The 26,409-nt window shown below is 60.3% G+C and carries 24 protein-coding genes and 1 pseudogene; 12 read left to right on the forward strand and 13 right to left on the reverse strand.

Translation table 11 applies throughout. The features are described 5' to 3' along the window. Positions 1 to 156: 156 nt before the first annotated feature. Positions 157 to 1,050, reverse strand: coding sequence for a PA4780 family RIO1-like protein kinase (locus tag ACQKPC_RS24835; protein WP_007907116.1), 894 nt, complete (start codon positions 1,048 to 1,050; stop codon positions 157 to 159). A 445-nt stretch (positions 1,051 to 1,495) separates the two neighbouring features. On the opposite strand from ACQKPC_RS24835, the pseudogene ACQKPC_RS24840 reads away from it, so the two are divergent. Next, positions 1,496 to 2,584: pseudogene (locus ACQKPC_RS24840) on the forward strand (cache domain-containing protein); the annotation flags it as partial. Between the two features lie 129 nt (positions 2,585 to 2,713). Beyond that, the gene (locus ACQKPC_RS24845) at positions 2,714 to 3,442 is read left to right on the forward strand and encodes a methyl-accepting chemotaxis protein (protein ID WP_371917492.1); all 729 of its coding nucleotides are present in this window, start codon (positions 2,714 to 2,716) and stop codon (positions 3,440 to 3,442) included. Between the two features lie 164 nt (positions 3,443 to 3,606). Here the strand turns inward: ACQKPC_RS24845 and ACQKPC_RS24850 are convergent, their stop codons facing one another. Further along, a complete protein-coding gene (locus ACQKPC_RS24850; protein ID WP_427627000.1) occupies positions 3,607 to 4,398 on the reverse strand; it encodes an AraC family transcriptional regulator in 792 nt (263 codons plus the stop codon). An 84-nt stretch (positions 4,399 to 4,482) separates the two neighbouring features. Here ACQKPC_RS24850 and ACQKPC_RS24855 point away from each other — a divergent pair, with 84 nt between their 5' ends. After that, on the forward strand, positions 4,483 to 5,511 hold the full coding sequence (locus ACQKPC_RS24855) for a bile acid:sodium symporter family protein (protein ID WP_427627002.1): 1,029 nt from the start codon (positions 4,483 to 4,485) through the stop codon (positions 5,509 to 5,511). Positions 5,512 to 5,525: 14 nt separating this feature from the next. Here ACQKPC_RS24855 and ACQKPC_RS24860 read toward each other — a convergent pair whose 3' ends face one another. Beyond that, positions 5,526 to 6,803 carry an acetyl-CoA C-acetyltransferase gene (locus ACQKPC_RS24860; protein ID WP_008069695.1) on the reverse strand — a complete coding sequence of 426 codons (1,278 nt, stop codon included), beginning with the start codon at positions 6,801 to 6,803 and terminating at the stop codon, positions 5,526 to 5,528. Between the two features lie 171 nt (positions 6,804 to 6,974). Between ACQKPC_RS24860 and ACQKPC_RS24865 the strand changes: the two genes are divergently transcribed. Together ACQKPC_RS24865 and ACQKPC_RS24870 are read left to right on the forward strand one after the other, a co-directional pair. Then, positions 6,975 to 8,327, forward strand: coding sequence for a 3-oxoacyl-ACP reductase (locus ACQKPC_RS24865; protein ID WP_427627004.1), 1,353 nt, complete (start codon positions 6,975 to 6,977; stop codon positions 8,325 to 8,327). A 2-nt stretch (positions 8,328 to 8,329) separates the two neighbouring features. Continuing rightward, complete coding sequence (locus ACQKPC_RS24870; protein ID WP_427627006.1) at positions 8,330 to 9,184, forward strand: MaoC family dehydratase; 855 nt, start codon at positions 8,330 to 8,332, stop codon at positions 9,182 to 9,184. A 167-nt stretch (positions 9,185 to 9,351) separates the two neighbouring features. Here ACQKPC_RS24870 and ACQKPC_RS24875 read toward each other — a convergent pair whose 3' ends face one another. Both ACQKPC_RS24875 and ACQKPC_RS24880 read right to left on the reverse strand, forming a co-directional pair. Continuing rightward, complete coding sequence (locus ACQKPC_RS24875) at positions 9,352 to 9,753, reverse strand: response regulator (protein ID WP_427627008.1); 402 nt, start codon at positions 9,751 to 9,753, stop codon at positions 9,352 to 9,354. Positions 9,754 to 9,822: 69 nt separating this feature from the next. Beyond that, positions 9,823 to 10,035: a Flp family type IVb pilin gene (locus ACQKPC_RS24880; RefSeq protein WP_427627010.1), complete on the reverse strand. Its 213-nt coding sequence runs from the start codon at positions 10,033 to 10,035 to the stop codon at positions 9,823 to 9,825. A gap of 324 nt (positions 10,036 to 10,359) precedes the next feature. On the opposite strand from ACQKPC_RS24880, the gene cpaB reads away from it, so the two are divergent. From cpaB to ACQKPC_RS24905, 5 genes are all read left to right on the forward strand, one after another. Next, complete coding sequence (gene cpaB, locus ACQKPC_RS24885; RefSeq protein ID WP_427627012.1) at positions 10,360 to 11,301, forward strand: Flp pilus assembly protein CpaB; 942 nt, start codon at positions 10,360 to 10,362, stop codon at positions 11,299 to 11,301. Between the two features lie 89 nt (positions 11,302 to 11,390). After that, positions 11,391 to 12,596 (forward strand): AAA family ATPase, encoded by a 1,206-nt coding sequence (locus ACQKPC_RS24890; protein ID WP_427627014.1) that lies wholly within the window; start codon positions 11,391 to 11,393, stop codon positions 12,594 to 12,596. After that, on the forward strand, positions 12,593 to 13,873 hold the full coding sequence (locus ACQKPC_RS24895) for a CpaF family protein (protein ID WP_427627016.1): 1,281 nt from the start codon (positions 12,593 to 12,595) through the stop codon (positions 13,871 to 13,873). Before ACQKPC_RS24890 ends, ACQKPC_RS24895 begins: the two co-directional genes overlap by 4 nt. A 10-nt stretch (positions 13,874 to 13,883) precedes the next feature. Next, the gene (locus tag ACQKPC_RS24900) at positions 13,884 to 14,768 is read left to right on the forward strand and encodes a type II secretion system F family protein (protein WP_427627017.1); all 885 of its coding nucleotides are present in this window, start codon (positions 13,884 to 13,886) and stop codon (positions 14,766 to 14,768) included. After that, complete coding sequence (locus ACQKPC_RS24905; protein WP_427627019.1) at positions 14,765 to 15,655, forward strand: type II secretion system F family protein; 891 nt, start codon at positions 14,765 to 14,767, stop codon at positions 15,653 to 15,655. Before ACQKPC_RS24900 ends, ACQKPC_RS24905 begins: the two co-directional genes overlap by 4 nt. 138 nt (positions 15,656 to 15,793) lie before the next feature. Here ACQKPC_RS24905 and ACQKPC_RS24910 read toward each other — a convergent pair whose 3' ends face one another. The 3 genes from ACQKPC_RS24910 to ACQKPC_RS24920 form a co-directional block, all read right to left on the reverse strand. Next, complete coding sequence (locus ACQKPC_RS24910) at positions 15,794 to 16,171, reverse strand: DUF6124 family protein (protein WP_427627021.1); 378 nt, start codon at positions 16,169 to 16,171, stop codon at positions 15,794 to 15,796. An 853-nt stretch (positions 16,172 to 17,024) separates the two neighbouring features. Continuing rightward, positions 17,025 to 17,813: a response regulator gene (locus tag ACQKPC_RS24915; RefSeq protein ID WP_427627023.1), complete on the reverse strand. Its 789-nt coding sequence runs from the start codon at positions 17,811 to 17,813 to the stop codon at positions 17,025 to 17,027. Positions 17,814 to 17,937: 124 nt separating this feature from the next. Continuing rightward, positions 17,938 to 18,408 (reverse strand): prepilin peptidase, encoded by a 471-nt coding sequence (locus tag ACQKPC_RS24920; RefSeq protein ID WP_427627025.1) that lies wholly within the window; start codon positions 18,406 to 18,408, stop codon positions 17,938 to 17,940. Positions 18,409 to 18,483: 75 nt separating this feature from the next. On the opposite strand from ACQKPC_RS24920, the gene ACQKPC_RS24925 reads away from it, so the two are divergent. After that, positions 18,484 to 18,924, forward strand: a complete 441-nt coding sequence (locus tag ACQKPC_RS24925; protein ID WP_427627027.1) for a TadE/TadG family type IV pilus assembly protein — start codon at positions 18,484 to 18,486, stop codon at positions 18,922 to 18,924. After that, a complete protein-coding gene (locus ACQKPC_RS24930) occupies positions 18,921 to 21,698 on the forward strand; it encodes an ATP-binding protein (RefSeq protein ID WP_427627029.1) in 2,778 nt (925 codons plus the stop codon). The genes ACQKPC_RS24925 and ACQKPC_RS24930 overlap by 4 nt, the downstream gene beginning before the upstream one ends. Here the strand turns inward: ACQKPC_RS24930 and ACQKPC_RS24935 are convergent. The 5 genes from ACQKPC_RS24935 to ACQKPC_RS24955 all read right to left on the reverse strand — a co-directional run bounded on the left by ACQKPC_RS24935 (position 21,668) and on the right by ACQKPC_RS24955 (position 26,254). Next, complete coding sequence (locus tag ACQKPC_RS24935) at positions 21,668 to 23,650, reverse strand: pilus assembly protein TadG-related protein (RefSeq protein ID WP_427627031.1); 1,983 nt, start codon at positions 23,648 to 23,650, stop codon at positions 21,668 to 21,670. The two genes, ACQKPC_RS24930 and ACQKPC_RS24935, sit on opposite strands and share 31 nt — an antisense overlap. Positions 23,651 to 23,961: 311 nt before the next feature. Next, complete coding sequence (locus tag ACQKPC_RS24940) at positions 23,962 to 24,519, reverse strand: DUF4136 domain-containing protein (RefSeq protein WP_427627033.1); 558 nt, start codon at positions 24,517 to 24,519, stop codon at positions 23,962 to 23,964. A gap of 53 nt (positions 24,520 to 24,572) precedes the next feature. Continuing rightward, positions 24,573 to 25,190 (reverse strand): DUF4136 domain-containing protein, encoded by a 618-nt coding sequence (locus ACQKPC_RS24945; protein ID WP_427627035.1) that lies wholly within the window; start codon positions 25,188 to 25,190, stop codon positions 24,573 to 24,575. Between the two features lie 12 nt (positions 25,191 to 25,202). Beyond that, entirely contained in the window at positions 25,203 to 25,952 is a 750-nt protein-coding gene (locus ACQKPC_RS24950; protein WP_427627037.1) for a methyltransferase domain-containing protein, read from the reverse strand. After that, positions 25,952 to 26,254: a MazG-like family protein gene (locus ACQKPC_RS24955; RefSeq protein ID WP_095634107.1), complete on the reverse strand. Its 303-nt coding sequence runs from the start codon at positions 26,252 to 26,254 to the stop codon at positions 25,952 to 25,954. Before ACQKPC_RS24955 ends, ACQKPC_RS24950 begins: the two co-directional genes overlap by 1 nt. Positions 26,255 to 26,409 lie beyond the last annotated feature (155 nt).

Genomic DNA, 26,409 nt, shown 5'->3' on the forward strand with positions numbered 1-26,409 from the left:
GCGGGCAAGCCACGCTCCCACAGGTCAGGTGTCGATCATAGAATCCGGGGGCGACACAAAAACTATGGGAGCGAGCTTGCCCGCGATGCAGACGACGCGGCCCCCAAAAAAGCACCTGCAAAAAACCCGGCCGAAGCCGGGTTTTGGGTCAACCGATCACTGCATCCACGGTGGAGGCGGTTCTTCGGCTTTGCTCGGTGGCGCGTCGTCCGCAGCGCGGATCGCTTGCTTACGCTCTTCATCGAGACGGGCCGCCTCGATTTCGCGCATGATCCCGCCGACGTCCGCCAGCTCTTCCGGCTCGTCGAACTCGCCGGTCAACACACTGGCCGGGTGCAAGGTGCCGGCTTCATACAACGCCCACATTTCCTTGGCGTACTTGGTGCGTTTCAACTCCGGTGCAAAACGACCGAAGTAAGACGCCATGTTGCCCACGTCCCGCTCCAACATGTTGAACGCGTGGTTGTTGCCCGCCGCATCCACCGCTTGAGGCAAGTCGATGATGACCGGGCCGGTCGGCGTCAGCAGTACGTTGAACTCGGACAGGTCACCGTGCACCAGGCCGGTACACAGCATCAGCACGATCTGCGAAATCAGAAACGCGTGATATTCGCGCGCCTGGTCCGGCTCCAGCACCACATCGTTCAGACGCGGCGCGGCATCGCCGTACTCGTCGGCCACCAGCTCCATCAGCAGCACGCCTTCGAGGAAGTCATACGGCTTGGGTACTCGCACACCGGCACCGGCCAACCGGAACAACGCCGCCACTTCGGCATTCTGCCAGGCGTCTTCGGTTTCTTTCTTGCCGAACTTGGAGCCCTTGGCCATCGCTCGAGCCTGCCGGCTGTTGCGCACCTTACGGCCTTCCTGATACTCGGCCGCCTGACGAAAACTGCGTTTATTCGCCTCCTTGTAGACCTTGGCACAACGCAGCTCGTTGCCGCAGCGCACCACATAAACAGCTGCTTCTTTACCACTCATGAGTGGGCGCAGCACCTCGTCGACCAGACCGTCCTCGATCAGGGGTTCAATGCGTTTTGGAGTCTTCATCAGCTTTTATTGTGGGTCCTTTATTACCAAACACGCGAAAGTCATTCGTTATACGGCAATCCACTCATTCGCGGGAGGGGTTGCCGACCTATGAACGTTCCCATGAACATCAAGAAGCACACAATGTGCCGGATTAATCAGACACAACTCATCGACCGCTCAGGATCATAGCTGAGCCTGCGCCACTTGTTGACGAAGGGCTACAAGGGCATTTGCGACAGAATCTGACACGTAGATCCCTACCCTTCGCCGGATTTTTCTCAACAGGCCTCAATTTCCACGTTCCTCAGCCGAAGTCATTAGAGAGAAAAGGAATTGTCCGACAATCGCCCCGACAATGATAACGAGGGCGCACTCAAGGATCGGGGTATCTAACGTTTTCGGCTGCCAATAATCCGCGAGTCATCTGCACTGCGTGGGCCTACAAGAAAAAACTGGAGCGCGGATGAACATCAAACAGAAGTTGACCTGGGCGTTTGCAATCATCGCCTGCTTGCCCGTGGTGCTGGTCGCCACCCTCGTGGTGCTGAACTTGCGCAGCGATGCCAAGGATAATTTTGTCGATGGCAGCGGCCGCGAGATTCGTCAGGTCAGCAATGCCATGCAGCTGTTCTTTGACGGCATCAGCCAGAACGTCGATTACCTGGCCACCCAACCGCTGATCAAGAACTCCGACGACAGCCTCAAGACCTACATGAGCGCCAACGCCGAGAGTATTCCCCAAGGCGAGTCGGACAAAAAGGTTTTCGCCCTCCTTCAGGACCTGGGCAACAGCCACCCGGCCTACGCCTACGCCATCCTAGGTACGGCGGCGGGCGGTTACGTGTCCTGGCCGGACGATGCGAAGCTGAGCAATTACGATCCGCGCCAGCGCCCGTGGTACAAAGCCGCGCAGGCCAAACCCGGCAAACCGTTTCGCACCGAGGCCTATTACTGGGCTCAGGATGACGCGACTTACGTCAGCACCGTGCGCACCATCGACAACAAACTGGGCACCAACGGCGGCGTGGTCAGCATTGATGTGACGCTCAAACAGCTCACCGAAATCGTCAAACAGATCAAACTCGGCGAAACCGGCTACCTGATGCTGGTGGAAAACACCGGCACAGTACTGGTCGATCCGAAGCAACCAGCAAACAACTTCAAAGCCCTGACCAGTCTCGGCGACGGTTACGCGCAACTGGCCAAGGCCGGCAAAGGCCTGGTAGAAGTCGAGCTCAATGGCGAGCGCTACATGGCCAACGTCTGGCCGTCGGAACAACTGGGCTGGACCTTTATCGGCCTGATCAAGCAGACCGACGTGATGAGCTCGGCCACTCAACTGACTTGGCTGATCGCGATCATCGCGGCGGTACTGGCGGTGTTCTTCGCCATTGTCGGCGCCAGTTTCGCCAGCCTGATCGTGCGACCGATCCGTAGCGTGGCCAGTGGTCTGGAAGGCATCGCCCAAGGTGAAGGCGACCTGACCAAGAACCTGCAAATCCGTGGCAGCGACGAAACGGCTCAACTGGCCAACTGGTTCAACCAGTTTCTGGCGGCAATTCGCAACCTGATTCAAAGCATCGGCGGCGCCGCGACCAAGATCCTCGCCACCTCCCAGAGCTCGACGCAGGTGTCCAGCGACATGGCCGAAGCCGCCGGGCGCCAGCGTGAAGCAGTGGATATGGTGTCCACGGCGTTCCACGAAATGGTCGCCACCGCCAACGAAGTCGCGCGCTCCTGCAGCCAGGCCGCCGAGTCGGCCGACAGCGGTCAGCGCCAGGCGCGCGAAGGTCAGCAGCAGATCGATGCCGCAGTGAGCAGTGTTGATCGCTTGAGCCAGGAAATCGAACAGTCGGCGCAATCGATGCAACAGCTTGAGCGCGATAGCAACGACATTCAGTCGATCCTCGGGACCATTCGTTCCATCGCTGAACAAACCAACCTGCTGGCCCTGAACGCCGCCATCGAAGCGGCCCGGGCCGGTGAACAGGGTCGTGGTTTTGCGGTAGTTGCGGATGAAGTTCGCGCCCTGGCCAAACGGACGGCCGATTCCACGGCGGAAATCGACGGGCTGCTGGGCAACCTGGCCAAGCGCACCAGCCAGGTGACGCAGCAGATGCATGCGAGCCTGGAAGTGTCGCAGCAATCGGTGACCCGCATCGGCGAAGCGCGCAGCAGCTTCGGGCAAATTCGTGAATCGGTGGATGTGATTCGCGACATGAACACTCAAATCGCCACGGCGGCGGAGCAACAGCATCAAGTGGCAGAAGACATCAATCGCCACATCAGCCAGATTCATGGCGATGCGCAGTTGGTGGCGGAACTTGCGAACTCGGCGCGCCTGGATTCGCAGAGCCTGGCCGGGTTGTCGAATGAGCTGGATGGGTTGGTTCGGCGGTTCAGGACCTGAGGTTGCTGATCTAACTGGTCGAAACCGATACCTGTGGCGAGGGAGCTTGCTCCCGCTCGGCTGCGAAGCAGTCGTAAACCGGCAAACGCGGACTATCTAATGCACCGCGTTGGTTGAATTGGGACCGCTTCGCGCTCCAGCGGGAGCAAGCTCCCTCGCCACAATTACTGCTTGAACAATTCGCCGGGGGTAAACCCGAACAACCCCTTGAACGCCGCAATAAACGCCGACGTCGAGTCATACCCACAAGACAGCGCGGCATTGGTCACGCTGTTCCCCTCCTCCAGCAAACTCAGCGACGACAGCAGCCGCATGCGCTGGCGCCAACCGCGGAAACTCAACCCGGTTTCACGCTGGAACAAGCGCATCAAGGTTTTCTCCGACGTGCCCAAACGCTCGGCCCATTCCTGCAAGGTCGCATTGCGCTCAGGGCTGTCGATCAGCTCGTTGCACAAGCCCAACAAACGTTCATGCCGGGGCAGCGGCAGGGAAAACTCCACCTCGGGCAGACTCGCTAACTGATCCAGCAGCACGCCCACCAATCGCGCCTCCTGGCTGTCGCCCTGTGGATATTCCACGGGAAGCAGGCAAAAGCGTTTGATCAGCTCCCGGGCCAATGGCGTGACTTCCAGCACCCGGCAACGCCCGTCCGCCCATTGGCAGTCCTCGCGGCGCACGTACAGGCTGCGCATCTCGGCACGCATCGACGTCACGACCTGATGCTCGAGATCCGCCGGAATCCAGATCCCCCACTGCGGCGGCGCAAAGAAGCTGCCTTCGGCGGTATGCACACCGAGAACGCCGCTGATGGCGTAGGAAAACTGCACCCAATCGTGACGATGCGGCGGCGTCCATGAACCGGCGTTCAGACTTTCCGCCCGCGCATACAACGGACGCGGCAACGTCGTTAGCGCCGGGATCGTGCGTTCGAGGGAAAGTTGTCCGTTAGTCGGCATTGATTGGCCTTATGTCGCAAGACGGCTAATGGAGCCGACGTTAGGCTAAGTCATCAATTCTTACAAACGTATTCGGTGCCCATCATGCATGCCTTCAAACACCTTAAACGCGTGGTCACCGACTGGTTCTTGTGCGGCATGCTGATCGCCACGCTGCTGGCGTATTTTTTCCCGACCTTCGGCGCCACCGGCGGCGGGATGCACGCGGAGTACGTGATCAACGTCGGCGTGTTTCTGGTGTTCTTCCTCCATGGGGTCAACCTCTCCAGCGAGCAGATCCGCCACGGGCTGAAGAACCGGAAGCTGCACGTGATGGTTCAGGCCTTCACCTTTGCGGTGTTTCCGTTGATCTGGCTGCTGAGCGACAAACTGCTGGGTTCGCACATCCCCTCACTGCTGATGCTCGGCTTCCTCTACCTCTGCGCCCTGCCCTCGACCATTTCCTCGTCCGTGGCGCTCACCGGCAGCGCGGGCGGCAACGTACCGGCAGCAATTCTCAACGCGAGCCTGTCCAGCGTGCTGGGGATTTTTCTGACACCGTTGCTGGTGAGTTTCGTGGTCGGCAACGGCGCTGGCGGCATCGATCTGGGCTCAACCCTGCTCGACCTGTGCGCCATGCTGCTATTGCCGCTGGTGCTCGGGCAATTGCTGCGGCCGTTACTGGGCAAGTTTTTCGCTCGGCACAAACGCTACACCAACATCGCCGACAAACTGGTGATCCTGCTGCTGGTGTACTCGGCGTTCTGCAACTCGATGGTCTCGGGGATGTGGCAGCAACAGGGCAACAGCGTGATTCTGACTGCACTGATGGGCAGTGCGATTTTGCTGGCAATCATCCTGTGGATGACCACCCGCACCGCTCGCGCGCTGAAGTTCAGCCCTGCCGATGAGATTGCCGCGGTGTTCTGCGCCAGCAAGAAATCCCTGGCGGCCGGCGCACCGATGGCGGCGCTGATCTTCGGTGCCAACCCCGGCCTTGGCCTGATTCTGCTGCCGATCATGATCTATCACCCGTTGCAACTGATCGTCTGCTCGGTGATGGCCGAGGGTTACGCCAACCGCAACCGGGAACTGGCCGCGCATCAACGCGCGGCAGTGCTCAACCCCCAGTAATCCGCAATCAGCAATCAGCGCTCGATAATCGCCGTCACGCCCTGACCGCCGGCGGCGCAGATCGAGATCAACCCTCGGCCCTTGCCCGCCGCGTCCAGCAGCTTCGCCAGGTTGGCGACGATGCGCGCACCGGTGGCGGCAAACGGATGCCCGGCGGCCAGTGAGCTGCCCTTGACGTTGAGCCGGCTGCGGTCGATGGAGCCCAACGGTGCGTCGAGCCCGAGGCGGGTTTTGCAGAACTCCGGATCTTCCCAGGCCTTCAACGTACACAGCACTTGCGCGGCAAACGCTTCATGGATTTCGTAGTAATCGAAGTCCTGCAAGGTCAGGCCATTGCGCGCCAGTAACCGCGGCACGGCATAAGCCGGCGCCATCAGCAGGCCCTCGGCACCGTTGACAAAATCCACCGCCGCCGCTTCGCCGTCACGCCAATAGGCGAGGATCGGCAAGCCGCGCTCTTTCGCCCATTCTTCACTGCCCAGCAGCACCACCGACGCGCCATCGGTGAGTGGCGTGGAATTGCCCGCGGTCAGGGTGCCCTTGGCGCTTTTCTCGAAGGCCGGTTTCAGTGAGGCGAGTTTTTCCAGGGTCAGGTCCGGGCGCAGGTTGTTGTCCCGGGTCAGGCCGAGGAACGGCGTCATCAAATCGTTGTGCCAGCCTTCGGCGTAGGACGCGGCCAGTTTCTGATGGCTTTGCTGGGTCAGCTGATCCTGCTCGTCACGCGGGATGCTCCAGGTTTGGGCCATCATTTCACAGTGTTCGCCCATCGACCGGCCGGTGCGCGGCTCGCCGATGCTTGGAAAGTCGGGCATCAAGTGGCGGGGACGCAGTTGCAGGAAAGTTTTCAGTTTGTCGGCGGTGCTTCGGGCGCGGTTGGCTTGCAAGAGGATCTTGCGCAGGCTTTCGTTGACACCGATCGGCACGTCCGAGGCTGTGTCGACGCCGCCGGCAATGCCACATTCGATCTGACCCAGGGCGATTTTGTTCGCCACCAGCAACGTCGCCTCCAGCCCCGTGCCGCAGGCTTGCTGGATGTCATAGGCCGGCGTCATCGGCGACAACCGCGAGCCGAGCACGCATTCGCGGGTCAGGCCGTAATCACGCAAATACTTGAGCAGCGCTCCAGCCGCCACTTCACCCATGCGCACACCGTGCAGGTTATAGCGCTCGATCAAGCCTTCCAGCGCTGCGGTGAACATCGCCTGGTTACTGGCAGTGGCGTACGGCCCGTTGGACCGGGCAAAGGGGATACGGTTACCACCGATAATCGCGACGCGGCGCAGCTGAGTCATGAAAAAGCTCCTTTAAATCAACTATGAACACCAAACCATTTGCTGAAAGTCCTGCTAAACCCAATCTCAAACTAACCTGCAATGATCAAGCGTAGGCCGTATCTCGTGGGTCGAACGACTAATTGCCATTCCTGGTCCACACTTTTAACCCCAGCTGCTGGAGCGTGATCCATGTCTGACCGCTATATCGACTTCGCCAATTCGTCCATCGGCCATCGTGTGGTCGGTGCCCTGGGTCTGCCGTCGCCGGTACGACTGGAACGCTGGCAAGCTGGCCGGTTGCGGCCTATCGAGGGGGCGCTGTTGATTGGCGGTGGCCCGCTGGCGGAAAAAGTCAGCACTCTCGCCAACCGCCTGACCGACACGATTTACAGCTACGGCGCCGATCCGACCCTGGCCACCGCGTGGATTCCCGGCCACGGCCAGAAACTCAAAGCCGTGGTGTACGACGCCAGTGACCTGGTGCAGGTCGATCAGCTGAAACAGCTGCGCGAGTTCTTCCAGCCGCTGATGAAAAACCTCGATCACCATGCGCACCTGGTGATTCTTGGCCGGGCGCCAGAGACCTTGAGCGACCCGTTCGCCGCCAGCGCCCAACGCGCCCTTGAAGGTTTCAGCCGTTCGCTGGCCAAGGAACTGCGCAGCGGCGGCACGTTGCAGCTGATCTATGTCGGCGAAGGTGCCGAAGATCAACTGGAAGGCCCATTGCGGTTTTTCCTCTCGCCCAAAAGCGCGTTCATTTCCGGACAAGTCATTCGCTTGAAGGCGTGTGAGGCGCAGGTAATGGACTGGAGTCGCCCCTTGTCAGGGCGCAAGGCTCTGGTGACGGGCGCGGCGCGCGGCATCGGCGCTTCGATCGCCGAAACCCTGGCCCGCGACGGCGCCGAGGTGATCCTGCTCGACGTGCCACCAGCCAAAGCCGATCTCGAAGCCTTGGCCGCACGCCTCGGCGGGCGCGGCATCACGTTGGATATCTGCGCCGAAGACGCCGCCACGCAACTGATCGAACATCTGCCCGACGGCATCGACATCGTGGTCCACAACGCAGGCATCACCCGGGACAAAACCCTGGCCAACATGACCCCGGAATTCTGGGACGCGGTGCTGGCGGTCAACCTCAACGCGCCGCAAGTACTGACCAAGGCGCTGCTCGACAGCGGCACCTTGCGCGACAACGGCCGAGTGATCCTGCTGGCGTCCATCAGCGGCATCGCCGGCAATCGCGGGCAAACCAATTACGCGGCGAGCAAGGCTGGATTGATCGGCCTGGCCCAGGCCTGGGCACCGCTGCTGAGTGAGCGCGGCATCAGCATCAATGCCGTGGCGCCAGGGTTCATCGAAACCCAGATGACCGCGCACCTGCCCTTCGGCCTGCGCGAAGCCGGGCGACGCATGAGTTCATTGGGCCAGGGCGGCCTGCCGCAAGATGTCGCCGAAGCCGTGGCCTGGCTGGCACAACCGGGCACCGGAGCGTTTACCGGGCAAGCGTTGCGCGTCTGCGGGCAAAGCGTTTTGGGAGCCTGACCATGACCACCGACTGGCACACTCTCCATAGCGAACCGGGCCTGCAAACGCTGTATGTGAAGGCGGCAACGCGCCGCAAAATCACCGGCACCACTCTGCCTGACCTGGGTTATCACTGCTGGGTCAATGTCGATCCGAATCGCCTGGAGGCTTATCGCAAGGTGTGTGGTTTCGCCGACAATGGGCTGCTACCACCGACGTATCCACACATCCTGGCGTTTGCCTTGCAGATGCAATTGCTCACGGCCAAAGCGTTTCCTTTCCCGCTGCTGGGGCTGATTCACTTGAGCAATCGCATCCGCATCTTGCGCCCCATGGGCGGTGTGCACCGGGTGCGGGTCAGCGTGAACGTGCAGAACCTGCAACCTCATGCCAAGGGGGCGACGTTCGATTTGGTGACGACGCTCGACGATCAGTTGGGCGTGCTGTGGGAGGCGGAAAGCAAGATGCTCTGTCGCGGCGTCAAACTGGAAGGCGAGCCGGTCGAGGAAGCGTTTGCATCGACGCTGTCGCTGACCGAAGTGGCTCACTGGAAAGCACCCGCGGACATTGGCCGGCGGTACGCCAAGGTGTCCGGAGACTACAACCCGATCCACCTGAGTACGATCAGCGCGAAACTCTTCGGTTTCCCTAGTGCCGTCGCCCATGGCCTGTGGAACAAGGCGCGTACGCTGGCAGCCCTGAGCGATCATTTGCCGACGGCAAACGTCGAGATTGCGGTGCAGTTCAGGAAACCGGTGCGCCTACCCAGTGAAGTGACGCTGATGTCCAGTGCGGCGGGGTCCAGCGGGGATTTTCAGTTGATGGGTGCGGGGGATCTGGAACATATGGTGGGGCAGTGGCGGCCTGTTGCCTGATGGTTCGGTCTGATCGTTCCCACGCTCTGCGTGGGAATGCAGCCCGGGACGCTCCGCGTCCCAAGAGCCGAACGCAGAGCGTCCGTAGAGGCGTTCCCACGCAGAGCGTGGGAACGATCAAAAATCCTCATACCGCTCTTCATCTGGGGATTGGCGAGGGGGCCGACTCAGGAACTGACCACCCCTGGAAACAAATTATTCAACGTCTCCAACAACCGCACGTGATAAATCGGCTTGCGAAACAAATCCAGCACCTGCAACCGCAACATATCACTCACATCATCCATATCCGCATGCCCCGACGTCACGATCACCGGTAAATGCTGGCGAGCCGTATGCTCACGCAACCGCTTGATCAACGACATGCCACTCTCCTCCGGCATCCGCAAATCAGTAATCACCAGCGCAATATCAGGGTGACAAGTCAAATGATGAAGGGCGAGTTTGACCGACGTTGCCGTAAAACAACTAAAGCCCTCGCCCTCCAGCAACTCCGCCAGTTCCAGCAGCGCATCCTCCTCATCGTCGACCAGAAGCAGCTGTTGGCGTAGCAGCGCGGGAGCATTCATAAATAAACACCTGCAATGGACTAAGCGTTGACGTTAGAACCGCCCTGGCAGGTTAGCAAGCTGTCGGCATCAAGGAGCAGGAGGCACTAGCGAATCCCGGAGCACGGTAAAAATATCGGTTACCGCTCCCGAAATAGGTTCCATGAACACCACCAATGCAACCGCTGCCATACCCGCAATAATCGCGTATTCGATGCCCGAGGCACCTTCCGTATCTTTGGCCAGGTATTTGAACAAAATGATTTCGGATTTGATCTTCTGAACCACTTTAGTAAAGGGCATGACGTGTCTCCTATGACAGGAGGGTGTTGCACGGCCGCAACATGATTCCCCTATGCCAGCATCAGCATTGTCGGCAAACCCCAGACCAACAACTGTAAGAACCTATTAATACTTAAGTAATAACCGGTTCACTGGCGTCATAAAACAGTGCTTTTGGCTTCAGTCCGTTACTTTTGTCAGATATTTACCGCCCTGTAATGGCTTTTTGCTCTACCTGCGCTACCGTCAAATAGCGAAATAGTTCGATGTTCATAGCTGCCTGATTGCGAAGTCATCTCATTAGAACTCTTGGGGGCGTTACGCAGCAGGAAAGGGAGAGCCGTCATGAACAGCCGCGTCACCATGGGCCTGGCCGGGCTGTTTCTGGTAGGCGCCCTCATTGCCGGTTACTGGGGGCTGGCGCTGAGTCGCCAACCGGCACCCGAATCCGTCGCGCAATCCGTCGCGCAATCCGGCACGTCATCGGCCCCGATATTGGCACCGGCAGACGACCCGACTCGCCAGCCAGTGGTTGTGCTGCTGCGTGACATCGCGCCGTTCGAGCAAATCAGCGCCGCCGACGTGACTCTGGAGAAACTCCGTACCGCCCCGGCCGGCAGCCTGTCCCGTCTCGATCAAGCCATTGGCCGTACGCCCTGGCGCACGCTGACTGCCGGCAGCTGGCTCAATGATGAAAGTTTCGAAACCGGCGGTGCGCTGGCGCGAATGATCCGCCCCGATGAGCGTGCCCTCGCCGTGGCGGCGGATGACGTGGTCAATGTCGGTGGTCAACTGAGCCCCGGCGACTATGTCGACGTCTTGCTGTTTCTGCGCATGGACACCAACAACCTCCAGCAATCGGCCCAGGTGGTGATTCCGGCGTTGCGGGTGCTGGGTGTCGGCGACCAGTTGGGGCTGATGAACGATGGCCTGCCTGCCAACCCGGCGCGCAGTCACGAAGAACGACTCAAGCAAGAACAACTGCGCGCCAGCGCTCGCACCGTTTTGCTTGCCGTCCCCGAACCCCTCTTGAGTCGCCTGATGCTCGCGGCTCAGGTCGGGGTTTTGCGCCTGGCCGTGCGCAGCGCCGAGGAAAAACGTCTGAACCAATACTGGGCTGGCAACCGCGATTCAAAGGCGAGCCTGGCCAGTGCCAATCGCGAACTGGTGCAGTTCAGTCAACTGGCCCTGGCCGGCACACCCAAACCCGCCACCGGCGGCGCAGCACCGCGCAAGACGAGCGTGGAAGTCATCCGCGGCAATGAAGTCACCCAACAAACGCCCTGAATCGAGCGAGGACGCTTCTCCATGCGCAGACGTTTCACGCAGTACTTGCTCGACAACGGCTGCTTCGATACATGCGGTGGATTATTGCAATGAGCCAGCCCCAGAACCTGAGTCAGACGTTCCTCGCGATCACGCGCAACAGCACCGACTTCGAGTGGCTGCAAGGTGCGCTTGCCCCTTTGGGCCGAGTGATCAGCGCCGGTGGCGGCAACCTCGATGAACTCTTGACGCTGGTGGACGTGACCTTCGCCAGCCTGGTGTTCGTGGGTCTGGACCGGGAGCATGTGGTGGCCCAGAGCGCGTTGATCGAGGGTGCCCTGGAAGCCAAACCGATGCTGGCAATCGTTGCCTTGGGCGACGGCCTGGACAACCAACTCGTGCTCAATGCCATGCGCGCCGGTGCGCGGGATTTCGTTTCTTACGGTTCACGTTCCAGTGAAGTTGCCGGCCTGGTGCGACGCCTGAGCAAACGCCTGCCGACCGTGACGCCGAATATGCAACAGAGTCAACAGGGTGGCCTGACCGTGCTTTACGGTGCGCAGAGCAATGCCGACGGCGCCTTGCTCGCCAACCACCTGGCGCACGTGGTGCAAAAGAGCGGACAGCAGACATTGTTGCTGGACCTGGGGCTGCCACGTGGCGACAGCCTTGCGTTGCTGGGGCTGGAGAGCTCATTTCATTTTGGCGATGCGTTGCGCCATCTGCGGCGCCTGGACGCGACGCTGATCGACAGTGCCTTCACCACGTGTGACGCCGGGCTGCGGATTCTCGCCTACGCCAGCAACGACGAACCACTGGAACAGACCAGTGCCGCCGAGCTGTACATGCTGCTCAGCGCCTTGCGTCAGCATTTCCAGCACATCGTGGTGAACCTCACTGGCCAGTCGGACAGCGAAGCGTTGCGTACCTTCGTCAGCCATTGCGACAAGTTGCTGTGGTACACCGATCAGAATGTGCTCGACTGCCGACGCAACCTTGAGGTGCTCGGCCGCTGGCGCGAAAAAGGCCTCAAACTCGAACACGCCAGGTTGCTGGTTGACCGCTATCTGCGCAATGTCGCGCCAGACTCCGATACCTTGAGCAAAAGCTTTGGCATGGAGGTTATGGCGGTCCTTGCCTACAGCCCGGAAGTACGGCTCAACGCCAAGAATCAGGGGGTGAGCCTGTTCGAGCTGGCCCCGCGCGAAAACCTGACCCAAAGCCTGCGTGCCCTCGGCGAACGACTGGCCAAACGCTCCGAAGACCTGGACAAACCCAAGGCTGGCTGGTTCGACCGATTGAGGGGCACGCCATGAGCGGGAAAAAACTTTTCGGCGCCCCCTCCCACGGGCCGGCCGGCAATACCGACCATGAAGGCCTGAAACTGGTACTGCACCGCTACATCATCGACGCCATCGAAGAGTCCGGGAAAAACCTGCTGGAAGGTTCGCGGCAAATGCTGTCGCAGTTCGTCATCGACAAAGTCGCCGAGTACATCGCCCGTCTGCACCTGGCGATTTCCCGTTATGAGATGGAGCGACTGGCTGAGGAAATCGTCGACGAGCTCACCGGTTTCGGCCCCCTGGAGGTACTGCTGCGTGACTCGACGGTGACCGAAATTCTGGTCAACGGCCCGCACCGGGTGTTCGTCGAACGCGAAGGTGTGTTGCACCTGAGTGACCTGCGATTCATCGACGACCACCACGTCGAACGGGTGATGCAACGGATTCTCGCGCCCCTGGGCCGACGGCTCGACGAGTCTTCACCGATGGTCGATGCGCGTTTGCCCGATGGTAGCCGGGTCAATGCAATCATCCCGCCCATTGCCCTCGATGGCCCGTGCCTGTCGATTCGAAAATTCCGCAAGGACATGCTCAAAAGCTCCGATCTGATGGCGATGCAAACCATCGATCAAGCGATCTTTGAGTTCATTCAGGAGGCCGTGGGCAAGCGCTGCAACATCCTTGTCAGCGGCGGTACCGGCACCGGCAAGACCACGTTGCTGAACATTCTCAGCCAGTTGATCGCCCCTCACGAACGCCTGGTCACCATTGAAGACGTCGCTGAACTGCAACTCGGTCATCCTCACGTGGTACGCCTGGAAACCCGACCGCCGAATGCCGAAGGCCACGGCGAAGTGAAGGCCAGCGATCTGATTCGCAACGCACTGCGGATGCGCCCGGACCGGATCATCCTCGGCGAGATTCGCGGCGTCGAAGTGGTCGACGTGCTCACGGCGATGAACACCGGGCATGACGGTTCCATGAGCACCGTGCACGCCAACAATGCCCAGGATGCGCTGTTGCGCCTGGAGACCCTGGTGGGCCTGACCGGACGCACCATCGCTGAGCGCACGCTGCGGCAAATGATCTGTGCGGCGCTGGACGTGGTGATCCAGTTGACGCGCCTGCCCGATGGCCGCCGCTGCGTCAGTGAAGTGGTGGAGGTCGTGGGTATTCGTGATGACGTGTATGTGACCAATACGCTGTTCCGCTTCGACCGACGCACCGGTTTCGGTTTTCTGCGCGAGGCGGTCAACCCCGCCGGCGAAAAGCTGCGTCGCGAATCGGCGCTCTCTCCCTTATCGCACTAAGGATCACGGCATGCTCAAACCGGCGCTGCTCATCCTGATTTGCCTGGCATTGCTGGGTTTATCGATCCGTTTGTTCTACAACGGCCTGCGCCAGACCGGCATCGATCGAACCCTCGGTCGCTTGATGCAGGGACAACCGCAACTGGCGGTGGCGAAATCATCCTGGGCTGGCCTGGAACGGGCCTTTCTACGCGCCGGCCTCGGTCGTCCCACCGAGCGCCTGGGGTTGTGGCTGTTGCTCTGGGCCGTGGGCATTTTGCTGGGGTTTGCCCTCGCAAGCTGGATCGGTTTGCTGGCGTTGTTGCTGATGCCACCTCTGGCTCTGCGGCTGTACATCAGTTGGTGCTACCAGCGCCGGCTAAAGCGCATGATCGAACAACTGCCGCCGTTGCTCGATCACACCGTGCGAAGTCTGAAGTCCGGACGCACCCTGGCCGATGCGGTGCTGGTCGCCATCGACGCCGCCGAAGACCCACTTAAAAACGCCATGGGCCGGGTTCAGCGCAACGTGCACCTGGGCGTCAGCCTGCCTGACGCTGTCACGGACTTCGCCGAACTGTACGAGAAGGACGAGTTTCGCTTGTTCGCACTGGGCCTGAAGGTCAATCACCGCTACGGCGGCAATGCCAGTGAGCTGTTTGAGAACCTGATCAAAATGGTCCGTGAACGCGACCAGGCTGCGCGCCAACTGCGCGCCATGACAGGCGAAACCCGCATCACGGCGATAGTGCTGGCCCTGATGCCTGTGGGGCTCGCCGGCTACCTCTTGCTGTCCAATCCGAAGTACCTGCTCGCCATGTGGAACAGCAGCTCGGGGCAAATGATGCTCGCGACCGCGTTTGGCCTGCAGGTTGTGGGTTGCCTGGCTCTGTGGCGCATGTTGCGCAGCGTATGAAAATAGCCCTGCTGATCAGCGCACTGTTGTTTCTCGGGGCCACGCTGTTGCTGCTCAGTGGGCTGCTGGACCAACATCGGCGTGCTCGCCAAGTGGCTCAACGACTGGACGGCAAACCGCTGAACGACCATCGCGTCAGTCACTGGTTGCAAGCGCTGGGCAACAGCCGTATCGGTCAACGCTCGGTCAAACTGGACAACGAAACCCAAATGCTGCTCAACCGCCTCGGCTGGCGCAGCGCCCGGCAACGCTCGCTGTTCGCTGCCTGCCAGATCGGCATACCGGTGCTTGCGTTGGTCCTGAGCCTGTTGATCCAGAGCGTGTTCTTCCCGCAGGTGAACAACCACTGGATCACCCCGGCCTTCGCCACCGCCCTCGGTTACTTGCTGCCCAAACGCTTGCTGGCCGCCGCCGCGTACCGTCGGCAAAGACAACTGGCGATCGAGATTTCGACCTTCATTCCGCTGCTGCGCATCCTGTTCGAATCCGGCATGGCGGTGGAGCAGTCGCTGCGAGTACTGAGCATCGAAGGCAAACAGTTACTGCCGGCCCTGACCCATGAGCTGCGCCTGATACTGACCCGGGTCGATTCCGGCCTGGAGCTGGGCGAAGAACTGAACAAGGCCACCCAGTTACTGGCGGTGGACGAATTCACCGACACCTGCGTGATACTTCAGCAATTGATCCACCAGGGCGGCGGCGCCATGAAATCACTGCTGGGACTCAAAATGCTGCTCGATGACCGGCGCCTGACACGTTTGCAGGAATACATCTCCAAGATGTCCGCGAAAATGTCCGTGGTGATGATGTTGTTTCTCTTCCCGGCGCTGCTGATCGTACTGGCTGGCCCCAGCTTCACCGCATTGGCCCGGGCCTTTGGTCGTTGAAAGCTCACTGTGGCGAGGGGGCTTGCCCCCGTTGGGCTGCGAAGCGGCCCAAAAATCTTTGGTGTACTAAAGATCTTGTGAGTGCTACGCACTCAAACGGGGGCAAGCCCCCTCGCCACAGATCGCTCCTACAGGGGATCAGCTGTGTGGCGCGGGTTTTGGTATGGCCACGTTATCCAGCATCCGATTCACCGCCAGTTCTGCCAGCATGACGATTTGTTGAATCGCCATCGCCGTGTGCCGGTGCGGCCCTTCCAGATACCCCGCAAAATCACCCGCCATCACACTGGCCTGGGCCAACGATTCACAGGTGTGGGCTAGCAGGTCTTCGTCTTTGATATCCGGCGCGACCATATACATCGTGCTCGGCTTGCGGGCCGCGGGGGATTTGAGGGCGGAGGGGTTGAGGTAGTGATCAAGCGCGCGGTTAGCGGCGTCGTGGAGTTTTTTCGAATCGAGGGATTCGTAGGGGGAAACGTCGTCGGTTTCTGGGGGATTTGGGGTTGCTTTGAACATGGTGACACCTCCGGGATGAAATGGAGCCACTTCCAAATTGCCGCGACGCAATTTGGGGTGGCAGCTGTACGCGGGTTCGCGGACCGATCCCAGAGGCATATCTCGGCATACCCGAAGGTATCCCGCGCACAGTCGCCATGACACGAAACGACAGACACCCAAAAGTGTTGTGGTTTGGTGGAGCGATTATGCCTCAAGAATCGAGCCGCGACGCCCGGACGCTGAATTGTCAGCGACGGACAAAGGCTAGAGACGCAGCGTCCGACGGGCAACCTGAAAAACATGTGGGAAGGTTCTGATGTTTTTACTGATCGATAAACATCGTTGCCTCTGAGGCCGCCTTCGCGAGCAAGCCTCGCTCCCACAATGGAGCGGCGTACACCCGCCCCTCACCACTCAACAGGCCGAGCGTTAGCTCGCCTGCAGCTTTTGATTTTGATCTACCCGCCCCTTCGGGAGGCTGAGTGGAGGTGTTCATCTGGGGATTGGCGCGCAGCGCCGTTCGACGCAGTCGAACTCATCGCATGTAGGTTGAAGCGAAGCCAACCGTAGGGCGATGCCCCCAGATGGATACCGGAGCGAAGGAACGCCGAGCCTAGGCGAGGGGCCGGACGCTTGGGGCGAGACCTTTTGGTTCCTTTTGGGGCGTTTGCCAAAAGGGACTCGCCGTAAGGGCGAAACCATAAGCGGCCGTTACCGCAGAAATGGATATGTACTCAGTCAACAAAATACAGGTCGGCTGTCAGGCCGCCTTCGCGAGCAAGCCCGCTCCCACAGTTGAACGGTGTGTATCAGAGAAAGATTGGTCGGCTATAAGGCCGCCAAGATCAAAAGATTGCAGCCTTCAAAAAACTCAGTGCGCAGTAAGCCGCCGCACACCAGCATTACCAGGCGACAACGCCAACGCCACTTGCGTGCGGTTATGCATATGCGTCAACCGCAACACCTGCGATACATAAAGCTTCACCGTGTTCTCGGTAATCCCCAACTCACACGCGATCTGATAATTGGTCTGCCCCTTGCCCACCAACCGCGCCACCTCCAGCTGCCGCGGCGACAGCTGATTGAAAACCGCCGGCATCTCCACCCGCTCCGCCTCACTGAATGCACCGCCAGCCGAATCCGGCAAAGGCACAGAGGATGGCCCCCGACGAACCTTGTCCAGATCCTGATACAGCTCGTCGATCGACTCACAAAGGTACTGCAGCTTCTGACTTAAATGCCCCAACTGCAGGTTTTTCTGCCGCTCTTGCAAGACCACTTCCTGGCGCTGCAAACCTTCGAGCAACTCATCCAGATCAATCGGTTTCTGATAGTAGTCGGCGAACCCGGCGCGCAAGGCCTTGATCACGTCCTGCTTGTCTGCGCGGCCGGTGAGCATGATCGCCTCGAACGCCCGATGCTTGCCGGACAGCCGTTGCAGCGCCTGGACAAGCTGAATGCCATCCATGTCAGGCATCCGCAAATCACAGAGCACCAGACCGATATCCTCGTATTCACTGAAACGCTCGATCGCCTGCTTGCCGGACTGGCAAGGAACACAGCGATAACCATTGCGCTCGATGAACTCGCAAAGTTCTTCGACAATCAATGGTTCGTCATCGACCACAAGGACTTTTATTGCCGAGATAAGCTTGTTCACGTGTCACTCCATGCCAAGTATGGCTTGACCGTTCCTGTACCCACTACCCACAGGCTGTACAACAACTGTTTTGAAAGTAGACGCACTTTCCAACTATGTATATAGAACGAGTGGCGCCCGGCGACTAATGCATCCAGACCAGAGTGAGCAACATGCCCACCAATACGAACGGCGCAAAGGGCTGTTTTTTTGACGTTCCCGGTCCCAGGTAACGAAGTCGATCCCTAAGCCCCTGCCCCATATACAGCCAGAGTCTTGGCGCCAACAGCAGCCAGAATGCACTGGCCAATCCGGCACCGATGAAGCCGCCGAGCAGGTGCATACCGTCCGTCGCAAGGCCCAGCGTCGCCATCAGTTTCACGTCGCCCGCCCCCAGACGTTTCAATGCATAACCGGGCAAGGTGAAGGCCAGTGCCAACAACAAAGCCCAGCCGCCCTGCACCGCCTCGGCCCCCAACCATGTGGTGCCCGTCCACAACAGATACGTCAGCGCCAATACACCCACGCCAAGGGTCAGGCCATTGGCGATGTGCCGCTCTCGGACATCCTGTGCTGCGCAGAGCGTCAGCCAGATAAGTAGGACAAAGTTCTGCATCCGGTAAAAAACGTCCGTTTTGGCTGAATGATTCTATGCTGATACTACGTCGTGATGGTCAGGGTAGACGCACTCATGAAAACAGGCCTCCCCCGCAAACAAAAAGGTGCCGTGGCGATTGAGTTCGCCTTGGTGTTCATCATCTTTTTCGCCGTGTTTTATGGTCTGGTCAGTTACAGCCTGCCGCTGTTGCTGATGCAATCGTTCAATCAATCGACGGCCGAAGCGGTGCGCCGCAGTGTGGCGCTGGACCCGGGCACCGCCAATTTCGACACCGCCGTGCGAACCGTTGCCACCAACGAACTGACCCGGCAACTGGCCTGGATTCCCGCAGCGCTGAACTTCAATGTGGCCACTGACGCCAGTGCCACCTACATCGGTGGCGTGCTGACGGTCACCATCAGTTACCCCACCAGTAAACTGAATCAGGTCCTGCCGTTTCTGGTGCTGCCGGGGATCGGCTCGGTGCCCAATCTGCCGGCGACCCTTACCGCCCGCTCGAGCCTGCAATTTTGAGTTCCGGGGACAAGCTCTTCGGGCGCCTGCTCAATCGCCAACCGCAGCAGCCCTCGATCAGTGCTGACCCTCCGAGCCCTCCGAGCGTGCAACGTGTCGGTTTGCAGCTGCATCTGGATGACGAAGGCCGAGTGACTCAGCTGACCGGCCCGCTGCGGCATCTGCTGGCGCAACAAATGCCCGGCGCGCAGGCACCGCACCTGCTCGATTACCTCATGCCCCATAGCGCCCTGTCGGTCGAAGGCGCACCCGCCGAGTGGCAAGGACAAAGCCTGGACCTGGATTTCTTCAGCCTCGGCGAACAACCGCTGCATCTGCGTGGCTGGGTGCAGCCGTTGGGCGAAAACTGGCTGTTGCAGTTGATCGACATCGGCGACCTGCTGCTCGAACGTCGACAAGCGCGCAGCCGTGAACAATGCCAGTTGCTCGCGGCGCAGGTCAGTGAACAGTTGCGCCTGTGCAGCCTGACGCGCTTGCCCGAGGTGCTGGCGGAGCAACTGCAAGGTCTGGCCCAGCGCTTTCAGATCCCCTGCATCGCCATGGCGTTGCTCGATGAACAGGCCGAGGGTTGGCTGATTCACCAGCATTACGCGGCCTTCGATGCGCCACTGTTGTGGGAAATCGATCAACGTCTGGGTACCGGCCTCGACAGTTTGAATGGCTCCGCCCCTCAGCCGCTGATTCCCAGCGAACACCCGCGCCTGCAAGGCATCTTCGGCAATGCCGAAGGGTTCGCGGTGCCTTACCACAATGCCCGGGGCGTGGTGGCCTGGCTGCTCTGTGGTTTTTACCCGGTGCAACAGCGTGCCCCGGATCTGAGCGAGCGCGACTGGTTGCAACTCACCGCCGCCCTGGCCGGCCCGCTGCTTGAGCGCTTGCACGAGCATCAGCACCATCTGCAACTGGAGCGGCTGGAGTCTCTGCAAGCCTTGCTCGGCACCGGCTGGTGGGAGGTCTTCAGTGACAACGCCGAGGTGCAATTGGCGCCATCGCTGGCCGGTACGCTCAACCTTGCGAGCACGCGTTTTCCGCTGCACGACTGGCTCGACCAGATCCACCCCGCCGACCGTGAAGAGCTGACGATTCGCCTGCAAACCTTGCAGGATGAAGGCGCACCGTTGCTGCTGTGCGTACGCCTGCATCGTCCCGACGCGGCACAAACGCCGATCTGGTATCGGCTGCAAGGTCAGGCCCTGGGCATCGGCAGAAACCGGCGGCTGGTGGGTTTCATGCTCGACATCAGCGACATCAAGAATCAGGAGCAGAACGCCGCTGCCGCCCATGCCCGGCTGGACAATCTGATTGCCAGTTCGCCGGCGGTGATCTACGTACAGCGCTATGTCGAAGGTGCGCTGCAACCGACATTTTTCAGCGACAGCCTGTTGCCGCTGCTCGGTTGGTCGCTCGCCGATTGCGCCGCCGGCGCGTTGGTGGAACGGGTCCACCCCGAGGACCGTGACGGTTATTTCGAGCGCACCCGGCAACTGCTGCGCGAAGGTTCGGTGCGAGCCCGTTATCGGCTGCGCGACAGTCGCGGCGATTATCACTGGCTGTTGGACGAAGCCAAACTGCTGCGCGATGACCTCGGGCTGCCGGTGGAAGCTGTGGGCCTGTGGCTGGATGTCACCGAAGCGACCCTGGCCGCCGAGCAAGTAAAACAGAGTGAAGAGCGCTATCGGATCCTGGTGGAGGATTCCCCGGCGATGATCTGCCGCTACCTTCCAGACCTGACGCTGACCTTCGGCAACCGCCCGCTGGCGACCTACCTGGAATGCCAACCCGAGCAACTGCCGGGGGTGAACCTGGGCAGCTGGATGTCGCCGGAACAGCGCGAAGCGTTCCTCCAGCGGCTCAGTCGACTGAGCCCGGAGTTCCCGGTCAGTACCGCGGAAATCAACCTGCAACTGCCGGGACGGGAACATGCGTGGTGGGTCTGGTCGGATCGCGGGGTGTTCAACGAGCAGGGTCGCTTGCTTGAGATTCAAGCCGTGGGCCGTGACAACACCGAAGTCCGGCGCGCCCAACAACAGCTCACCCAGAGCGCGAAAATGGCCACTCTCGGCGAAATGGCCACCGGGCTGGCGCATGAAATCAATCAGCCGCTGAACGTGATGCGCATGGCCATCGTCAATGTGCTCAAGCGCCTGAGCAATGGTGACGCGCAAATCGATTACCTGACAGACAAGCTCAACCGCATCGACGCTCAAGTCCAGCGTGCCGCACGGGTGGTGGATCACATGCGGGTATTCGGTCGGCGTTCGGAGATCGAGCAACACCCGTTCAATCCGGCTCAAGCCATCGAGGGCACGCTGTCACTGCTGTCCGAAGGCATGCGCGGCAAAGGGGTCGAGCTGCGGGTCAGCGAGACCGGATTCGAGGTGCAGGTACGCGGTTACGTCGATCAGCTGGAACAGGTGCTGATCAATCTGATGGTCAATGCGCGGGATGCATTGTTGGGCAAGCGCGAGGCCGACCGGGAGTTCAAACCGTGGATTTCGGTGTACGCCGAACGTGATGAACACTCAGTGCGACTGTGGGTCGAGGACAACGGCGGCGGCATCGATCCACGGCTGCTGGAGCGGATTTTCGAACCGTTCTTCACCACCAAACCGGTGGGCATCGGCACCGGGCTCGGGTTGTCGGTGAGTTACGGCATCGTCGAAAACATGGGCGGTAAGTTGAGTGTAAGAAACTCGACCGAGGGCGCGCGGTTTTGTATCGAGTTGCCGATTGTCACAGGTGATCAGATCACCAGCGTCGCGCGTCCCGAGTGACAGCTGAGGTTGGCGCCGACGTCGACCTTGTTCAAATCGATCCCAAGGCTTACCAGCAAGGTGTTGATCAAGCTGTCGAGCAACGGGCTGAGCACGCTGTTGATCGCGCTGACCAGCAAAGTGGTCACATTGCTCAGGATCGCCCCCAGACCGCTGACGAGACTGCCCGACGGGCCATACATGTCCACGTGAATATTAAGCGGGGTATTGAGCAGACTGCTGACGATGCTGCTGGTGGTAAACGAGTAGTAGAACGGCGGCTGATTGATTTCCGGCAGGCTGCTGGCGGGTGGTGCGGAGTACACGTGGGAAATGTTGGCGTTCGCCGCCACGCTAGTGTCGGCAACGATATCGATGCCGCCACCGACGCCGGGCACACGCGGATCGCAAGTGATCGGTAAGAACAGAAGCCTGCGACAGGTTTTGATCCCGATATCGATCACCTTCAACGGCTGCACCGTGACCGTCGGCGGTGTGGTGTTGCTGCCGAACATGCTGGCCGCATCGATCCGGCCGATTTTCAGGTTCACCAGCGACGTACTGGTGCTGGTGGTCAGGGTTTTGTTGGTGTTACTGACGCAGCTGTAGGCCGTGACGTAACTGCTGGCGCTGGCGACCTCCAGTGCCACGTCGAGCCGTATTGGCCCCGGCAACACCTTGATGTCGGGCGTCTGGCAGGGCACGCTCAAGGCACAGGTCAGTGAGTTGAGCACCGCCACCAGATTGAGATTGAGCAACGCATTGAGGGTGTTGGTCAGCGGTCCTGCCAGATCGGTTACCGCATTGACCAGCGCCACGATGGCGTCGAGTGCCGGCAAGTCGATCGACAGCAATGTGCGAACCTGCGCGGTTCTCACGTAAATCCGGTCAGGTCCCAATGGGTTCAGTGCAGCCTTTTTCGGATTGCCGATCGCTGAGAGTTGCGGCGGCTCCAGGACCTGCACCCGAGCCGTGATCTGCGCCAGCCCCGCCAGATTGATCGGCAGCGTCGCCACCAGACCGTTTTCCTTGTTGGCCAGTTGCACGATGCCTTCGATCAGGTTGAACACGCTCACGTTAGTCGCCAACGCCGACATGTTGCTGCCATTCTCGACGTGCAACAAATTGCCCAGCACCACGGTCGTGGAGCCTGCGGCAGCCTTGAGTGCTTGCAGACCGACGATGGTCGCCGTCGCACCGAGAGTGCCGCTTGGGTCCAGCACATTGACGGCAGTCTGGATCAACTGGCTGACGGCCACCGAAGTGCCCAACACCTGGCTATACCCTGCGGCGTTGAGGCCGAGGTCGACCTTCAGTCGATCGAGGTAACCGAGCAGGCTGATGTTGGTGCTCACCAAACCGTTCCAGCCCGCTACGGAGAGGTTCAGATTGCTGCCCAGCAAACCACCGAACAGTCCATTGAGGGTGGCCGACTTGCTGGTATCGATAGTCAGCACCGTACTGCGAATGGTCAGCGATGCCAGTGGAGGTGGCAACGCTGCGACGGCGGTCGCGGTCAGGTTGAGGGTCGCACCGGCTGGAGGACCGCCGAACAGGGCGCCGATGCCGCCGACGATACTTTGCTGGATCGAATGGCTGACGCTCACCCGAATGGCTTCGCTGCTGCTCGGATCAGCCGTAAAAACCCGAAGATTATTGGCGTCCAGACTCAAGGTGCCACAGGCTACCGCCAAGCTGCGGCTGGAGTCAGGAAGGGAGAAGTCGTTGCGGTTTGCACTGGCGGTGGCATAGGCGGTAGCGGTGGCACCCACGGCGCAATCACCGTTACGCGTGGCAGCCTCCAGCGCGGCCATATCCGCCACCCGTTGCAAGCTGCGTTTTTCCAGGTACAGGCGGCCGCTATCGACCACGACCAGCAAGAACACCAAGGCCATGCCCAGGGTCAGCACCGCCATCAAACCAATCGCTCCCCGTTGCCGGGCCGGGCTACGAAACTGCAAGCAGGGAGACATGGCGCACTCCTTTGCCGGCGCACTGGCGAGGGTTACCTCCATTGGTGAGAAGCAGTGTAGACAAGGGTTGGCCAGATTGCTGGCAACTCGCCATCCAAGACAACAAAAACTCAATGTCGGAGGGCAATGCTGTTCACAAAAGAGAGCCTTGAATCAGAGAAACCTGTGGCGAGGGAGCTTGCTCCCGCTTGAGTGCGTAGCGCTCACAAAAATCGGCAGTGGTTGTCAGATTTTTGGGGCTGCTACGCAGCCCAACGCGAGCAAGCTCGCTCGCCACAGGTCCGCTGCCACAACGGATCTGTGGTGTCGGTTTAGCGCGGTGGATAGTTCGCCAATATCCGCCCGACCGTCTCGTGGATTTTATTGCTACGATCCTGCGGGTTCGGTGTGCGACTGAGCGTCTGCTCGTCGCTGCCGCGCCACACCAGTTTGCCGTCCTTGCCATCGAGCAGGTCGATCTGAATGGTCGCCACCTTGTAGCTGATGTTGCGCGTTTCGTTGTACATCGGCCCGCCCCAGTAGCCGTACCATGGACCACCATAACCACCGCCATAGTGAGTGGTCACCTGCTGCTGACGATCTTCGACGATCAGGTAGGCCTGCACCCTCAGATCCGAACTGGCGCCGGCGGCGGCCGGACGCAAGCCGCGCTGATCCAGCTGATCGGCAACGGACTGGCGGATGCGTTGTTCGGTCAGGTCACTCTTGATCCGTGGATCATCGGGACGGTATTGCACGGCGGGCTCTTTCCAGCTCCAGCTACGATAGGCGGCAAAGTCGCGGCTGGCATCGAAGTCATGATTGACCTGGTTGGCGGCGCAGGCAGTGAGCAGCGCGGCCATGGCCAGTAAAGCGAAACGGCGGAACATGATTTTTCTCCGGTAGAAGACATGCACCTGCGGGAGGCTTCCTGTACGGGAAGCTAACTAGGAGGATACGCCGACATAGCCTTTTCGACAGCTTCGCGTATGGCATCGGCACGCTCGCTCTGGCTGCCCTGGCTGCTGGTTTCGGCACTGGCACTCCATACCGGCTGGCCAGTGCTCGCGTCGAACAGTTCGACACGCACCACCACGACTTGTACCTGATAAGTGCGGATGACCGGCACCGTGTTGTACATGCCGTAACCGCTGCCGTAGCGGTTATAACCGCCGCCGTAATAACCCCCGCCGTAACCATAGTCGTCCTGCACCTGACGCAAGCGGGTTTCCAGATGCAAATCGGCGCTGACCAACAGGTCCGCCGGGCGGTTGTCGTGCAGTGGGCGCAAGCCGCATTGATCCAGGGCATTACTGACCGCTTCGGCCACCTGCGCCGAGTCGGCCCAGGCCGTGCCCGGTGGCAGGCGTCCGTTGAGCCAGGCCCAGCTGCGATAGCGGCCGTAATCGCGTGGCGGCGCCGGGTAGGCGCTGCGATCGAAGGTGGTGGCGGCCTGAGGCGGTGCCGGTGGCAGGGGATTGGAGGTCGCGACATAAGGGTTGCTGCCCTGACAAGCCGCCAACCCGAGACAGATCACCAGTAACCCTGAACGACTTTTCATTTCGCGCTCCGCTCAGATCGGCCGACAGATCCAGTGCAGGTAGCGCCCAAGCCCGGCGAAACTTGGGTGACGGCGGTGGGCCAGTTCCATTTCCAGCAAGTCCGGCAGTTCGACACGGGCCTGGAATTCCACTGGCATGTAGTCATAAAAAACCCGCACCCCACTCTGGGTTTCGACCTGCCACATGCTCTCAAGTTGCGCCGCCAGTTCCCGTGGATCCAGTGGCTGCTGCGGCGTCAGGCTTTGCTTTTCGCCGGCCATGTCGTTCTTGCGCATCTTGCGGAAATGACCCTTTAGCAAGTTGCGGTAGATCAACGCATCGCGGTTGTAGAACGCCAGGGACAACCAGCCGTCCGGTTTCGTCAACTGATGCAGTACCGGTAAAATCGCATGGGGTTCGGCCAGCCATTCCAGCACGGCGTGGCATAGCACCAGGTCGTAGGGTTCAGTGAGCTGACCGAGCAGATCCTGCCACGGCGCCTGGATGAACGTCGCGGTCTGCCCCGCTTCGGCGAAGCGCTGGCGGGCGCCTTCAAGCATCGGTTCGGCAGGTTCGGCGAGGGTCACCTGGTGACCGCGCTCGGCCAGCCACAACGACATGTGGCCCAGGCCGGCGCCGATGTCCAGTACACGCAGCGGTCGGTCCGGCAGGGCTTCGGCCAGGTCGGCCTGCAGCACCGCGAGCCGGATCGCACCTTTGGCGCCACCGTAGATTTTTTCGGCGAAACGGGTCGCCAACTGATCGAAATGACGGTCGCCCATCAGCTGAACCGCCGTTCGCTGTCCGCGAGTTTGCTACGCACCACTTCATTCATGTCCAACCCCAACTCGCTGCACAGCAGCAGTAGATACAACACGATGTCGCCGACTTCCTGCCCGACATGGGCGAGCTTGTCTGCCGGCAACTGGCGTGACTGGTCTTCGGTCAGCCACTGGAAAATCTCCACCAGCTCGGACATTTCCACGCTCGCGGCCATGGCCAGGTTTTTCGGGCTGTGAAATTGCCGCCAGTCATTGCGATCGCGAATGGCGTGCAGGCGTTCGGTCAGTTCAACAAGGTTCATCGGGCTCTCCTGAAGGCGTATAGCTTCAGGGGGATGGCGGGTGAAGGCAAGTAGCAGCGTTGTGCCTGCGCACTTTGCGCCATACTCCAAAAGATCGCAGCCTTCGGCAGCTCCTACGGGAACTCGGTAACACGATCAATAGCCCAACGGTCGGA

Origin of the sequence: Pseudomonas sp. NPDC089918 (assembly GCF_050280605.1) — a bacterium.
GTDB lineage: Bacteria > Pseudomonadota > Gammaproteobacteria > Pseudomonadales > Pseudomonadaceae > Aquipseudomonas.

Excerpts from the sequence above, each read along its gene's own strand:
- ACQKPC_RS24855 (WP_427627002.1), top strand. The coding sequence starts at position 4,483 with ATGCATGCCTTCAAACACCTTAAACGCGTGGTCACCGACTGGTTCTTG.
- ACQKPC_RS24910 (WP_427627021.1), bottom strand. The coding sequence starts at position 16,171 with ATGTTCAAAGCAACCCCAAATCCCCCAGAAACCGACGACGTTTCCCCC.
- cpaB (WP_427627012.1), top strand. The coding sequence starts at position 10,360 with ATGAACAGCCGCGTCACCATGGGCCTGGCCGGGCTGTTTCTGGTAGGC.
- ACQKPC_RS24905 (WP_427627019.1), top strand. The coding sequence starts at position 14,765 with ATGAAAATAGCCCTGCTGATCAGCGCACTGTTGTTTCTCGGGGCCACG.
- ACQKPC_RS24845 (WP_371917492.1), top strand. The coding sequence starts at position 2,714 with ATGGTGTCCACGGCGTTCCACGAAATGGTCGCCACCGCCAACGAAGTC.
- ACQKPC_RS24900 (WP_427627017.1), top strand. The coding sequence starts at position 13,884 with ATGCTCAAACCGGCGCTGCTCATCCTGATTTGCCTGGCATTGCTGGGT.
- ACQKPC_RS24875 (WP_427627008.1), bottom strand. The coding sequence starts at position 9,753 with ATGAATGCTCCCGCGCTGCTACGCCAACAGCTGCTTCTGGTCGACGAT.
- ACQKPC_RS24940 (WP_427627033.1), bottom strand. The coding sequence starts at position 24,519 with ATGTTCCGCCGTTTCGCTTTACTGGCCATGGCCGCGCTGCTCACTGCC.
- ACQKPC_RS24945 (WP_427627035.1), bottom strand. The coding sequence starts at position 25,190 with ATGAAAAGTCGTTCAGGGTTACTGGTGATCTGTCTCGGGTTGGCGGCT.
- ACQKPC_RS24955 (WP_095634107.1), bottom strand. The coding sequence starts at position 26,254 with ATGAACCTTGTTGAACTGACCGAACGCCTGCACGCCATTCGCGATCGC.
- ACQKPC_RS24950 (WP_427627037.1), bottom strand. The coding sequence starts at position 25,952 with ATGGGCGACCGTCATTTCGATCAGTTGGCGACCCGTTTCGCCGAAAAA.
- ACQKPC_RS24880 (WP_427627010.1), bottom strand. The coding sequence starts at position 10,035 with ATGCCCTTTACTAAAGTGGTTCAGAAGATCAAATCCGAAATCATTTTG.
- ACQKPC_RS24935 (WP_427627031.1), bottom strand. The coding sequence starts at position 23,650 with ATGTCTCCCTGCTTGCAGTTTCGTAGCCCGGCCCGGCAACGGGGAGCG.
- ACQKPC_RS24895 (WP_427627016.1), top strand. The coding sequence starts at position 12,593 with ATGAGCGGGAAAAAACTTTTCGGCGCCCCCTCCCACGGGCCGGCCGGC.
- ACQKPC_RS24890 (WP_427627014.1), top strand. The coding sequence starts at position 11,391 with ATGAGCCAGCCCCAGAACCTGAGTCAGACGTTCCTCGCGATCACGCGC.
- ACQKPC_RS24835 (WP_007907116.1), bottom strand. The coding sequence starts at position 1,050 with ATGAAGACTCCAAAACGCATTGAACCCCTGATCGAGGACGGTCTGGTC.
- ACQKPC_RS24865 (WP_427627004.1), top strand. The coding sequence starts at position 6,975 with ATGTCTGACCGCTATATCGACTTCGCCAATTCGTCCATCGGCCATCGT.
- ACQKPC_RS24925 (WP_427627027.1), top strand. The coding sequence starts at position 18,484 with ATGAAAACAGGCCTCCCCCGCAAACAAAAAGGTGCCGTGGCGATTGAG.
- ACQKPC_RS24870 (WP_427627006.1), top strand. The coding sequence starts at position 8,330 with ATGACCACCGACTGGCACACTCTCCATAGCGAACCGGGCCTGCAAACG.
- ACQKPC_RS24920 (WP_427627025.1), bottom strand. The coding sequence starts at position 18,408 with ATGCAGAACTTTGTCCTACTTATCTGGCTGACGCTCTGCGCAGCACAG.
- ACQKPC_RS24860 (WP_008069695.1), bottom strand. The coding sequence starts at position 6,803 with ATGACTCAGCTGCGCCGCGTCGCGATTATCGGTGGTAACCGTATCCCC.
- ACQKPC_RS24850 (WP_427627000.1), bottom strand. The coding sequence starts at position 4,398 with ATGCCGACTAACGGACAACTTTCCCTCGAACGCACGATCCCGGCGCTA.